This window comes from Paraburkholderia lebeckiae (assembly GCF_050436325.1).
GTDB lineage: Bacteria > Pseudomonadota > Gammaproteobacteria > Burkholderiales > Burkholderiaceae > Paraburkholderia > Paraburkholderia tuberum.
The window spans coordinates 175,854-187,425 of record NZ_JBNDLZ010000002.1; the positions used below are offsets into that span (position 1 = coordinate 175,854).

Annotated in this window: 11 protein-coding genes and 3 pseudogenes; 8 read left to right on the forward strand and 6 right to left on the reverse strand. The window is 62.6% G+C overall.

The features are described 5' to 3' along the window. Positions 1-164 precede the first annotated feature (164 nt). A pseudogene (locus tag OKW44_RS03845) lies at positions 165-1,298 on the reverse strand (tyrosine-type recombinase/integrase); the annotation flags it as partial. 1,046 nt (positions 1,299-2,344) lie between these two features. Between OKW44_RS03845 and OKW44_RS03850 the strand changes: the two are divergent. Further along, positions 2,345-2,665, forward strand: a complete 321-nt coding sequence (locus OKW44_RS03850; protein ID WP_018425385.1) for a DUF1330 domain-containing protein — start codon at positions 2,345-2,347, stop codon at positions 2,663-2,665. Positions 2,666-3,240: 575 nt separating this feature from the next. On the opposite strand, the gene OKW44_RS03855 is transcribed toward OKW44_RS03850, so the two are convergent. Next, positions 3,241-3,639: an RcnB family protein gene (locus OKW44_RS03855; protein WP_026226684.1), complete on the reverse strand. Its 399-nt coding sequence runs from the start codon at positions 3,637-3,639 to the stop codon at positions 3,241-3,243. Positions 3,640-3,791: 152 nt separating this feature from the next. After that, complete coding sequence (locus tag OKW44_RS03860) at positions 3,792-4,190, reverse strand: DUF4148 domain-containing protein (protein WP_239499271.1); 399 nt, start codon at positions 4,188-4,190, stop codon at positions 3,792-3,794. Between OKW44_RS03860 and OKW44_RS03865 the strand changes: the two genes are divergently transcribed. After that, positions 4,125-5,054, forward strand: a complete 930-nt coding sequence (locus OKW44_RS03865; RefSeq protein WP_429409517.1) for a hypothetical protein — start codon at positions 4,125-4,127, stop codon at positions 5,052-5,054. The two genes, OKW44_RS03860 and OKW44_RS03865, sit on opposite strands and share 66 nt — an antisense overlap. 103 nt (positions 5,055-5,157) lie before the next feature. On the opposite strand, the gene OKW44_RS03870 is transcribed toward OKW44_RS03865, so the two are convergent. Then, positions 5,158-6,276, reverse strand: a complete 1,119-nt coding sequence (locus tag OKW44_RS03870) for an NADH:flavin oxidoreductase (protein WP_018425381.1) — start codon at positions 6,274-6,276, stop codon at positions 5,158-5,160. 100 nt (positions 6,277-6,376) lie between these two features. On the opposite strand from OKW44_RS03870, the gene OKW44_RS03875 reads away from it, so the two are divergent. The 6 genes and pseudogenes from OKW44_RS03875 to OKW44_RS03900 all read left to right on the forward strand — a co-directional run. Then, positions 6,377-6,787 carry a winged helix-turn-helix transcriptional regulator gene (locus OKW44_RS03875; protein WP_018425380.1) on the forward strand — a complete coding sequence of 137 codons (411 nt, stop codon included), beginning with the start codon at positions 6,377-6,379 and terminating at the stop codon, positions 6,785-6,787. A 182-nt stretch (positions 6,788-6,969) separates the two neighbouring features. Further along, a complete protein-coding gene (locus tag OKW44_RS03880) occupies positions 6,970-8,397 on the forward strand; it encodes an aldehyde dehydrogenase family protein (RefSeq protein WP_018425379.1) in 1,428 nt (475 codons plus the stop codon). 46 nt (positions 8,398-8,443) lie between these two features. After that, the gene (locus OKW44_RS03885; protein WP_429409520.1) at positions 8,444-9,226 is read left to right on the forward strand and encodes an NADPH-dependent F420 reductase; all 783 of its coding nucleotides are present in this window, start codon (positions 8,444-8,446) and stop codon (positions 9,224-9,226) included. Positions 9,227-9,433: 207 nt separating this feature from the next. Next, a pseudogene (locus tag OKW44_RS03890) lies at positions 9,434-9,604 on the forward strand (transposase domain-containing protein); the annotation flags it as partial. Positions 9,605-9,694: 90 nt separating this feature from the next. Continuing rightward, the gene (locus tag OKW44_RS03895) at positions 9,695-10,189 is read left to right on the forward strand and encodes a hypothetical protein (protein ID WP_018425376.1); all 495 of its coding nucleotides are present in this window, start codon (positions 9,695-9,697) and stop codon (positions 10,187-10,189) included. Continuing rightward, a pseudogene (locus OKW44_RS03900) lies at positions 10,116-10,382 on the forward strand (hypothetical protein); the annotation flags it as partial. The gene OKW44_RS03895 and the pseudogene OKW44_RS03900, both read left to right, overlap by 74 nt. Before the next feature lie 225 nt (positions 10,383-10,607). Here OKW44_RS03900 and OKW44_RS03905 read toward each other — a convergent pair. Together OKW44_RS03905 and OKW44_RS03910 are read right to left on the reverse strand one after the other, a co-directional pair. Next, positions 10,608-11,066 (reverse strand): hypothetical protein, encoded by a 459-nt coding sequence (locus tag OKW44_RS03905; RefSeq protein WP_162634052.1) that lies wholly within the window; start codon positions 11,064-11,066, stop codon positions 10,608-10,610. 144 nt (positions 11,067-11,210) lie between these two features. Next, positions 11,211-11,552: a hypothetical protein gene (locus tag OKW44_RS03910; RefSeq protein ID WP_018425372.1), complete on the reverse strand. Its 342-nt coding sequence runs from the start codon at positions 11,550-11,552 to the stop codon at positions 11,211-11,213. Positions 11,553-11,572: the final 20 nt, after the last annotated feature.

The following is an 11,572-nucleotide window of genomic DNA, read 5'->3' on the forward strand; positions in this document are numbered from 1 at the left end:
CTCTTTTTTGCGATCTATGGGCGCACAACAAAGTCTGCGGGGGGCGCAAGGTTCGTCGTTGGGTACAACAAAGTCTGCGTGCTAAATGTCGATAATCGATGCGTTCAACCCGGTGCCGTTCCGGTGCCTAAGATGTCAGGGGATACACTCGCGCCAACGTTCGACTACCGGGTCGAACGAAATCTGTCCTCGCATCGCGGTTGGCGAGGTGGCTGACGCCGGAACGCTGCGCTGACCTGGCGTGCGCGCTTCGCCTCTTCGCCGTGCAGGTAGGTCGAGGTCGTCGCGATCGAGGCATGGCGGAGATTGTCGCGCACCGTCACAAGTTCGACCCCGGCGTCGAGCGCGTGCGTGGCATGCGTGTGACGAAGCCAGTGGGGACTGGCGTGCCGCAGCTTTGCGGCGAGCGCCGGATTGCGCGCCAGGACATGTTCCCTGCCTCCTGGAAAAGCTCACCCACCACCTGCCGCAGCCGCGTCACGCTGATGCCGGTATTACCCGACGCGCCGTGACCGCCCCTCCGGCCCGTTTCCCGATTTCGGTCGAGTGCACCTATCAGCGGTGTGGCTGGCGTCCATCGGTTCCGATTGACCGGCAGGCTCCGTGACCTGAGGTAGCGGCGCAAGGCATCGCGTGCGAGCGGTGGCAGCGCCACGCGGCCAGGCTTGGCCCCCTTACCGGTCACCTCCATCCACCACGTGCCACGCGTCTCCACCTCGATGTCGCCGAGCGTCGCTGCCACGAACTCGTGCGCACGCAACCCGGTGGCGTAACCGAAATCCAGCATGAAGCGCAGTCGGTGTGCCGCGGGTGGCTTCCAGCCGGCGCATTCGAGCCGGTCTGCAAACGCGCGTACGGTTTTCCACTCGCGCCCTTCGAGAGCGTGCGCGGCGTCGAATGGGGTGCGCGGGTGAGCGCCGCGGACCGTCACGCCGGCAAACGGATTGATGATTATGTAATGCTGGTCGACCAGCCAGGCAAAGAGGGCGCGCAGCACCGACAGCGCGTAGGCGGCTGAGCGCGGGGTGGGCCCCCGCGCGAATGGCCGCCACGCCGGCGACGTGCGCGGGGAGGGGTGGCCCGGTCCAGCGCGCAGCGGGCACAGGACTCCGCAGGAAGGCGCGGAAGGCTGTCGCGTCCCCGGCGGTGAGCGAGGAGAGCGGCAGTCGGCGCTCGACGACGGCCCACAGTACCAGCCGTTCGGCTTCGCGCCGGTAGGCGCGCACCATGTGCGCCGATTCGTGCAGCCCGAGCCACGCCGCAATCGCCTCGACGTCGTTCATGGCAGCGAGGCCACACGGGCCGGGCAGCACCGTGCCCGCTGCCGGGCATGTCCGGGGCTCAATCACCAAATCACGTCCGTGCTGCGAGACTTTCCGGCGACAGTCCACCATGCCCGGGAGTATGTCAGTTCGACCTGGAAATATGCCCTTCCTCCAGATGTTTGCGACGACGTGGAGTGCGAGTGCGCCAGGCTGGCGAAACAGGCGCTCGACCTGGCGCACCTGACGCGTCAGAGGCATTGCGTCGCACGATGGAGGACTGACAACGCAGACGCCGGTCTCGAGCGGCAACTGGACGAAAGTATCGCCGTGAGAGAAGCGGGCCGGAAAAAGATGCTGGAAGGAGGGGCTGTGGCGCTGTCCAGCGAATTGACCCCGCTGGCCGGTGACGCGTCCCGAAGCAGCATGTGACCGGAACGTCATTCGCTGCGTCAGAAATCGGCGGTCGGGACACGCCTCGGGGCGCAGGGCGTCATCCGGGGAGTCGGGCAGGTGAGCAATTGGAAGGTCCATTCGCACGGATGTCTGACAGGGCGACCATGAAGCAAATTGCTTCGCGCCCCTGATAATGCGTGCCAGCTTTGCGCGCTCGGGCACGGCGTGCTGAGTGGAGTGCGCGGCATCGGTGCGGTTACGCAACAGAATCTCGCTGCAAATATAAGAATACCTATCTTATAGGCGACCTCGTGGCCTCAGATACGCTAGGCTGCGCCAGTGACCGCAGACTACAACAGTGGCTGGATCGTAAGCAGCTCTGAGGCGTATCGCGCGCCCATGCGGATGTAGTTGTCTGCTGCTTGACGCCGGTCGAGCCGATCAAGCGGCAAGAACTTCTTCGGCGGGTGAATCGCTTTCTGCCTGGCCCCGCATCGCAACCGCGCAGGGTGCGACAATCGACGCCGGCTTCGGGCCGCATTGCCAGGCCAATGCGTCGCAGCATTGTTGATGCGGCTCGAATGCTGTTGTCCACAGGGACGGCTTTATCCGCGTGGATGCTGCAGGCATGATCCGACGTTCGAGCTGCACACGTCGTTCAGCCGCGAACAACAGGAGATCAAGCCATGCATCAGGAACCCGTGCCAAAAGGCTACCTCGTCGCACACGTAAACATCACGGATGCAGCCGCCTATGCGATCTACTCAAAAGCCGCAGGCGAAGCAATAGCAAGCTTTTCAACGAAACATGTTGCGCCGAAAATCGTTGCAGTCTCAGGCAAACATGAGCATGTAGAAGGCGGTACGCACACGAAACACATGGTGATCGAGTTCGATTCGTTCGCGGATGCCAAGGCGTTCTATGAGAGCCCTGAATATCAGGCAGCGAAGGCGCTGCGCGCCGGGGCCGCGACCGGTAACTTTGTGCTGCTCGAAGGGACCGTCTAACCCGCCAGTAGTTCCACCCGAAGGAACCGAACTTGCGCCGATTTTTTCGTTGGAAGCCGATGGTCGGCGGTCCGGTTTCCTAGGGCCTGTTCACGCTAATAACGGGCTTGCGCTGGCCGCCAGAAGGGCCGAGCGCAAGGATTGCGACGCAACGAATACTCGACGTTTTCGCAAGGAGCATGACGGGGCGATCGGCCCTTCTGGCCGCCAGCGCCTTGAAGTTTTTTTAAAACAGGGGAACGTGCCTTTCCGCCCGTATTGCGGCGTCGGTCGTCGCTTGTTTGGCGCGGGCAAACGGTGCTCCTCTCTCGTTGCACTGCGCGCGGAAAGGCACGTTCGCAAGCCCGTGATTAGCGTAAACAGGCCCTAGGCAGCCGGCACTTCACGCATGAGCTCGTACTCTGCCACGCTCATCGGTTTGGCCACGCCGCGTAGCACGTATTAGTTAATCGTACAGCGTGGTGCGTAGCAAAGCTAACCGACTGAACGGAATGAATCGCGGCTGCTCGTCGAAATAGTGCACGGCCGCTGCCTGCGTGGATGAATTCAACGCGTTTAACATGTTGCCGCCGGTGTTAGTGGCCGGAGAACAGGACATCCGCAATGATGCCAGTTGCGATTGCGGCGAGCACGTAATCGCCGTTGACCCCAACCCAGTGATAGCCTCGCGGCGGCGGTTGCAGTCCGTGGCCGCGCCAGTCGTCGACCACGTAGTTGTGATCGCGGTACTCAGGAGGAAGCCGGTCGCCCTGGCGCCAGTCGGCATGCGGCATCGGGCCGCCCGGCCGGCCGTTATAGGCCTCGTGCGACATGGGGCCATGACCGTGCCTGGGGGGCGGACGCATCTCGTGTGGTTGCGGGCCGTGCGCCGACCGGTCATCGTGACGCTGATTGTCGTGAGGCTGGGCAAAAGCAGGGATCGACGCACCAAGCAGTGCGGCGATCATGAAGTGCGTGAGTAGTTTCGATTTCATGGCTGCCTCGACAGAAGAAGTGATTGATGAAACGGTCGCGTTTGACGGCGATGACGTTTCCCCGAGCCAGTTGGTGTATATGTGGCGCGCAGTGTTTCTGCGCACTTCTATGGAAAGACAGGCGGACGGTGTGTCAGTCGCCTGTCAGCCGGTTAGTGACCGAAGTAGACCGAGCCCGGACCGGTGCGAGCTGCGTCGCTCTTGTAAGCATGACCGCCCGTTGCGGACGAGCCGCTTACGACGCCACCCACTCCGGACGTGTCGGCAGCGCTATCAATCTCAATCTCAATCACTTCTTCACTGACTGCCACGACGGTCACTGCGTGACTGCCGCTCACTCCGGACGTGCCCCCCCGATGGGCATCGACCTTGGCTTCGGCGGCCTGGATGTCCACCGGATATTCGCTCGCGTTCGCATGGGCCGGGTTGTGGCCCACCGCTTCGATCTCGACCAGTTGCTCACGGACTTCCGCGCGGGTCAGTGGATGGTTTGCTGCGACGTTTGCTGCGGCAAAAACCGTAATGGGAGCAGCGAGAGCGAGGGCAGCCACAAAGGCGGTGACGATGTGGATCGCGCGCTTGGGGCGCTGCGCACGCTCGCCGCAGCCGACCCGCGTGCGCTCCGCGATCCCGCGCCGCAGGTGATGGTCATCCGCTTCGACGACAGCACGGCGGTGCTGAATATCCGCGTCTGGTCGAACACGGACATGTTCTGGACCATGCGTTGGGGACTCGCGCGCCGGGTGCGTCAAACACTGACCGACCCGCAATGTTCGCTGCCGTTTCGCACCCGTGAATTGCACATCGTGCCGAGCGCGACGGCCGCGGTGATCGTCGACACAGCCGCCGGTCAGCCAGGCTCATCCGCGATCAGAAAACCGGATCCGGGGGGTGTAACCCCGGTTCTTCGAGCCCGCGAATTGTTGGCAAGCTGGCATCTGTCGTTAGATCAGATAACACGCGCCCAGCAACCAGCCACGGAATTCCGCGCTGCCGAACGAATTGGACGATCAACACAAAATGCCAGGCCTACGCACCGACGTGAGCTCGACCAGGTCGTGACAGCGCAGCGTTCGGGCGGACAGGCAATCCGGCTGTTCGCCGACGAGCGGAATGGACCTCGTGGAGAGCATTGCGGCGCAAGGCTCAGCCCGGGCGCCGACAAAAACGTAGCCGCTTCGCGGCTGAAAGTGAAGGCCCGGATAGTTGGGGCTTTCCACCCCTTCATTTGCGGTCAGCGGACAAGCGTCGCGCAAAACAGCGGCCGACAGCGGCTCCGATTGTTTCCGGCGTCCAGGAACCTAACCAACCGCGCAGCGGCAGCATGCTCATGCGAGAGTATCGGTGAAGTCATGGGCACATCTGGCTCGGCGGCTGGCGAACCTGGGGAAGGGCTACAAAAGTCCTGGCGTTGACGTTTGGGTGGACTATCGAGGGAAGCTCAAAACAGATGAAAGCGTGAAATTCGGATACCGAAGAGGACGGGTTCGAAGAATGTTCCCGTCCTCGAACTCACCGTCAGACCAATTCGGCGAGCGCTGCCGCGTCGAACCCTTTCAGCGCGCCGTATTCGCCGTGTTCAACCTTTTTGACCCAGCTTGGGTCGTGGAGAATGGCCCTGCCAACGGCGATCAGATCGAACTCGTCGCGTTCCATTCGCTCGACGAGACGGTCCAGGCTCGCAGGGGTCGATCCCTCGCCGGAAAAGGCGGTGGCGAAATCCTTTTCAAGCCCGACCGATCCGACGCTGATCGTCGCGGCACCCGTCACCTTCTTGGCCCAGCCGGCAAAATTTAGCCCGTTTTCGCCATCGATCTCAGGAAACTCGGGTTCCCAGAAGCGTCGCTGCGAGCAGTGCAGGACATCGACCCCGGCTTCAACCAGCGGCAGTAGCCAGTCCTCCATGATCGCCGGGGTCTCGGCGACGCGCACGCTCAAATCCTGCTGCTTCCACTGACTGAACCGCATGATGATGGGGAAATCCGGACCGACGGCATCTCGCACGGCAGCGACAATCTCACTTGCGAAGCGGGACCGCTCCTTGACCGTCGGCCCGCCATAGCGATCGGTCCGCTGGTTGGTCCCCGGCCAAAAAAACTGGTCGATCAGATAGCCATGGGCGCCATGGATCTCTGCCGCGTCGAAGCCGAGCGCTTTGGCGTCTCTTGCCGCGTTGGCGAAGGCGGCAACCGTATCCGCGATGTCCTCTTCGGTCATAGCAACGCCGCGAGGATCGCCGGGCGCGACTAGCCCGGATGGGCTCTCGACCGGCGCATCGGGCTCCCAGTTGTTGAGGTAACGGGTGGAACCGGTGTGCCAGATCTGGGGCGCCATACGTCCGCCTGCGTCGTGGACGGCATCGATCACATCTTTCCAACCGGCTAGCGCGGCCTCGCCATGAAACAACGGAATGCCGCCGTCGTTGCGTGATGCAGGACGGTCAATGACCGTCCCTTCGGACAGAATAAGCCCCACGCGCCCTTCCGCGCGGCGCCGGTAATAGGCGACGTTCGCGTCGCCAGGCACGCCCTCGGGGGCAAAGAGCCGCGTCATCGGGGCCATGACGATCCGGTTCTTCAGGTTGAGCGAGCGGATTGAGAAGGGACGAAACAGGGTGCTGGTATCGGGGTGAGACATTGAACAGGCTCCGTTGCAAACAAAGGCATCATGGTATATGTTTGATACCTGCCGTCAATTAGGCACCTGAAGTCGCCCAGGTGTATCGAAGGAAACCACCATGCCCGTTCCCGAACTGAAATGCTTTTCGTCTGACTGTCCCAGCCGCGCACTCTTCGACCAGATCGCGGACAAGTGGTCGATGATGGTGCTGGCCGTGCTGGACGACGGGCCGCAGCGTTTCAACGCCATCCGGCGGCGCCTCGAAGGCGTCACGCAGAAGGCGCTCACCCAGAGTCTTCGCCGGCTCGAGCGCAACGGCCTGGTCTCGAGGACGGTCGTTTCGCTGTCTCCGGTGGCGGTGCAGTATCAGATCACGCCACTTGGGCGCACGTTGCAGCCGCCATTGCGGGCACTGCATGAGTGGACGCTCACCAGGTTTTCCGAGGTCGAGGCCGCGCGCCAGGCATTCGACGCGGCGGCGGGCGGAAGCGCGTTGGCGGAAGGATCAGAACATCGGCAGTTTGCTTGATGCGCGACCTGCAGGCCCTGTCGACCAGGGCCTGTGAGGGCGACCGGGACACCGCCGCCGAACGGGTTGGCCCATGGCACGCGGTATCCTCAAGCCTACCTGAGCTACTCTAGGTGCCTAATTGACGCCCAGGTCTACGGCGTATACCTTGGCCTCTTTTGACGAAGATGGAGAGCCCGGATATGCAAAACAGTCTTCAGTTCTATATCAACGGATCGTGGGTAGAGCCTGCCGGCGACACCGTGATCGATGTCATCAACCCCGCGGATGAATCTGTGTCCGGCCAGGTTGCGATCGGCGACGCCCGCGACGTCGACCGAGCGGTCGCCGCAGCTCGCGCTGCGTTCGAGACCTTCTCGCTGACTTCGGCCGAGGACCGTCTTGCGCTCTTCGACCGTATCATCGCCGGCTACCAGAGGCGTGCCAGGGATCTGGCCCAAGCCGTTTCGGAGGAGATGGGCGCGCCGCTTTGGCTTGCCGAGCAGTATCAGGTGCCCGTCGGTCTCGGCCACCTTCAGATCGGTCGGACTGCGCTCGCGGGCTATAGTTTCGAGGGTCCCCACGGCACTGCACACATCGTGCGTGAGCCGATCGGGGTCTGTGCGCTCATCACCCCTTGGAACTGGCCGCTCAACCAGATCGCCTGCAAGGTCGCCGCGGCGCTGGCGACCGGTTGCACGATGGTCGTGAAGCCCTCGGAAATCTCGCCGTATTCGGCGACGATCTTCGCCGAGATCATTCATGAGGCTCAGACGCCTGCGGGCGTGTTCAACCTCGTGCAAGGCGACGGAGCAGGCGTGGGCAATGCCCTGACCGCCCATCCCGATGTCGATCTCGTCTCGTTCACCGGATCCACGCCAGCCGGCATCCAGGTGGCGCGCAATGCAGCCCAGACGGTGAAGCGCGTGCATCAGGAACTGGGCGGCAAGTCGCCCAACATCCTCCTGCCCAGCGCCGATCTGGCGTCGGCTGTGGCGGCGGGCGTCGCGGGCGTCATGATCAATAGCGGTCAATCCTGCGGTGCGCCCACGCGGATGCTGGTTCCCGCCGAGCGGATGGCGGAGGCCTCCGAGCTTGCCCTGGCCGCAGCTGAGCAGTGGGTCGTGGGGCATCCGGCTAGCAGCGCGAAGATGGGACCGGTCGTATCTGAGGCGCAGTGGAACAAGATCCAGCGCCTGATCCAGTCCGGCATCGATGAAGGCGCGACGCTCGTCACCGGCGGTCCTGGCCGTCCCGAGGGACTGGAAACGGGCTTCTATGTTCGCCCGACCGTCTTCGCCAATGTGAAGAACGATATGGCGATCGCACAGCAGGAGATCTTCGGTCCGGTTCTCGCAATCATCGGTTATGCCGATGAAGCCGACGCCATCGCCATCGCCAACGATACGGTGTTCGGGCTGGCGGCTTACGTCCAGGGCGAGCCGGTCCAGGCCGAGCGGGTCGCGCGCAGGCTGCGCGCCGGCCAGGTCACGCTGAACTATGCCGACATGGACTTTGCCGCGCCGTTTGGCGGGTACAAGCAATCGGGCAACGGACGCGAATGGGGCGAGGTTGCCTTCGGCGAATACCTGGAGACCAAGGCGATCATCGGCTCCCGTAAGGCCGTCTGACGTAGCGGACGCAGCCTCACCTCGGCTGCGATCAACTTCACCCTCGTTGGCTTGCAGCCGACACTCGCGACAGTTAGGAGAGACGAACATGAAAATAGGCATCATCGGCGCAGGCAACATCGGCGCAACGCTCGCGCAAAAATTTTCCTCGAACGGGCACAGCATCAAGCTGGCCTCAACCCGCCCCCCCGACGAACTACGCCAGTTGGCCCAAAAGGTGGGCGCGGAACCGGTCACTCCGGCCGAAGCGGTCAAGGACGTCGACGTCGTAGTCCTTTCCATTCCTTTCAAGAACAACCCGGAGCTCGCCGGCCTGTTCGCCGATGTGCCGGCGGACGTCGTCGTCATAGACACCTCGAATTACTATCCCGTGCGAGATGGCAATATCGCCGAAGTCGACGACGGCAAGCCCGAGAGCGTCTGGTCTGGCGCCCACTTCGGCCGCCCGGTCGTGAAAACGTTTAACGCCATTCTGGCGGGCGTGCTTGCTGACGGGGGAAAGCCGCGCGGCGCAGCCGATCGCATCGCCGTACCTGTTGCTGGCGATGACGCGGCCGCCAAGGCGATCGCGCAGACGCTGGTGGACGAAACCGGGTTCGAGCCGGTCGATGCGGGAAGCCTTGCCGACTCCTGGCGCCAGCAGCCGGGCACGCCGGCCTATTGCACCTCCCTGACGGCGCATGACCTGCGCAAAGCGCTCGCGGCAGCGGACAAGGCCCGTGCGCCGCAGAACCTCCAGACGCTCATGGACCGACTCGGCGCGTACCCCGCTTTCCCGAGCACTGACGAAATGACCGCGCTGAACCGCGAACTCAATCGCGGGAGCTAAGTGGTGCACGGAGCCGATGACGCCGATCAGCGGGAACGCAACGATGGGCGCTTCGACGTGCCGACAACGGATCAGGCCATCTCTGTGTGCAGGTAAGCGTGGCACCAGCAACGGGTTGACCGGTGACCGGGGTCTTCAGACCGCAGTGCGGAGCTGATCGGCGAAGACCCACGGTGCGAGTTCGTCGATGCGGTTAATCGCATGGTCGGCGAACGTGCCGCAGCGATCTGTAGCCTGATCGGCACCGCGAAGCTCAACAACGTTGATCCCGAGGCAGATCTGCGCTTCGTACTCGCTCGCGTCGCCGATCATCCCATCAATCGCGTCGGCGACCTCACGCCGTGGGCCGTTGCCGCTCAGCTTCCCGCGCGTATGTAACTCAACTCCGCGTCAAGACGGTTTCGGCGACACGCTTACTGATGATCAGACGCGTGCGGCGCACCCTTCGAAACTCTGGCAGGGTCCATCGTGGATGAGTATGCGTCGGCGCTGTGCGACATGAGTGACGAGGAAACTCCGTATTTGCTGACGCTTGCGCATGCCGCGCTGTCGCTCGGCCTGACTGCGCTTCTCGAAGTATCCGTCGGGGTGCTATTTAACCGCATCGTGCAGCATCGGGGCAGGCTGGCCGTTCCATCGACTTTGCCCGGCAACGTGCTCGCCTATCTTCATGCCACGACCAACGGCGATTACAGCGCGGCGCGGTCGCTCGTCGCGCGGCCACTGAAGAGTTTTGCACTCGCGCTTTTGCTGGCCGCACGATGCGGGCTGGTCGACGACTTCGACTTGGAGCTGCGCAATATCGACCATCTCCCGTTGAACGTGTTCATTCTGCATAGCTTTCGGGACTTCGGCAGACTCGTGATCCGCGGCGGCCGGAACCATGTACGAGTTGAAAGAAATCGGCGTACGTGGCGGTCCTGTCGAGTTGGATCCGCCAGAAAGATCCGATCTTCCGCATAAGGTATTTGCGACTGCCCGACCATTGGAGGACGGCAGGTACGCAGCGCAATTGCGCGTTCAGAGGGCACTCGGTATGAAAGGAACGTACTCGGTCGAAGAGCACTGGGATCAGCTCGGTGTATTCCTCGACGCGCAAGAGGCTTTAGCGCATGCGAAGTCTTTCGCAACAGACCTGCTGGAGCGAAAGGCCTAGTCGCGAGTGGCGTGCTGGATTGCGCCACACCTATCAATGCGCGGATCTTTGCGGCAGGCCCACGACCGTAGATCCGCGCGACAACCTGGTGCTGTACGGCGTGCGTGCCGTGCAGAAAGCGATTCAGCTTTCGGTGCGCTCAAGAATGGGTATAAGCGGATACTGCACCACTCCGAATACTCCACCAAATTAGATGTGACTGGCCTGAATTCAACCGGCCTTAACTCACGATGCACCACTGGCAGCGAGCTTGACAAATAGTCTGGCTGCTTCGTTGCCATGGGACAAAGCGCGCAGTGCAAGGGAGAGCGCTAGCTGTGCGTCGTGGGAGGCCGCGCTACGATCCTGATCGAAGAGCTTGACGGCGTGGCGCATATGCTGCGCCGCCTGCGTGTGAAGCTCCACGGCCGCCGCATGATGTTTTGCCACGTCCGCGGCACTTACGGTTGAGCCGGTCGATGGAGGCGGTATTGATGGCGTATTGGCGCTGTGCGCGCCAGCGTCGTGTGCCTGATCGATCGCATGCAACGTGTGGCCATGGGCCATCATCGCCTGATGTGCGGCGTGGGCAAAGTCTTGACCGTCATCGAAATGCCGCGACGCCTCGCGGTGATGTCGCGCGGCCTGCTCGTGGTGTGACGCCGCGGCTTCGAGATGACCTTTCTTGCTGTGCTTCGTGTTCATGCCTGCTCCTGTGCAACATCAGGACTGACTCGGATGGCGACCGATTCGAAGACACAGTGGCGGGTCGCAACAAGGTCCTAATCTACACGCCCTTGCGCCTTCTGTGGCATTTGCGTCTCGCGGAGAATCGTCGCGCTGTAGCGATCACCGCGCGGTCAGCATCCGGAGGATTTTCTGCACGATGCGCTCATGCTGCTTCAGCGCCTCATCGAGCGTACGTGCTCCGTAGCTCGTGTTGTCTCGCGCTTCCTTTCCGGCGATGCGCGTCACGAGCAGCGAAACCTCCCCGGTTTTCGGTTCGGACACACCGCGGAAGCGGGTCGTGACCGTCACGCCGGATTCGTCCAGCAGCGTGCGGCGGAAGATCAGTTCGTTCTCAGTCATCCAGCGCGACCACTCGCCGTGGTCGAACACCTCGACAGGCCTGCTCTTCGCATCGAGGACATAGAAGCGTTTCCAGCTCGACGGGACGGAGCGTGCTTTCATATTTCAATGCGAAGGCGTAA

Excerpts from the sequence above, each read along its gene's own strand:
- OKW44_RS03855 (WP_026226684.1), bottom strand. The coding sequence starts at position 3,639 with ATGAAATCGAAACTACTCACGCACTTCATGATCGCCGCACTGCTTGGT.
- OKW44_RS03910 (WP_018425372.1), bottom strand. The coding sequence starts at position 11,552 with ATGAAAGCACGCTCCGTCCCGTCGAGCTGGAAACGCTTCTATGTCCTC.
- OKW44_RS03870 (WP_018425381.1), bottom strand. The coding sequence starts at position 6,276 with ATGTCTCACCCCGATACCAGCACCCTGTTTCGTCCCTTCTCAATCCGC.
- OKW44_RS03865 (WP_429409517.1), top strand. The coding sequence starts at position 4,125 with ATGGTTTGCTGCGACGTTTGCTGCGGCAAAAACCGTAATGGGAGCAGC.
- OKW44_RS03880 (WP_018425379.1), top strand. The coding sequence starts at position 6,970 with ATGCAAAACAGTCTTCAGTTCTATATCAACGGATCGTGGGTAGAGCCT.
- OKW44_RS03850 (WP_018425385.1), top strand. The coding sequence starts at position 2,345 with ATGCATCAGGAACCCGTGCCAAAAGGCTACCTCGTCGCACACGTAAAC.
- OKW44_RS03905 (WP_162634052.1), bottom strand. The coding sequence starts at position 11,066 with ATGAACACGAAGCACAGCAAGAAAGGTCATCTCGAAGCCGCGGCGTCA.
- OKW44_RS03875 (WP_018425380.1), top strand. The coding sequence starts at position 6,377 with ATGCCCGTTCCCGAACTGAAATGCTTTTCGTCTGACTGTCCCAGCCGC.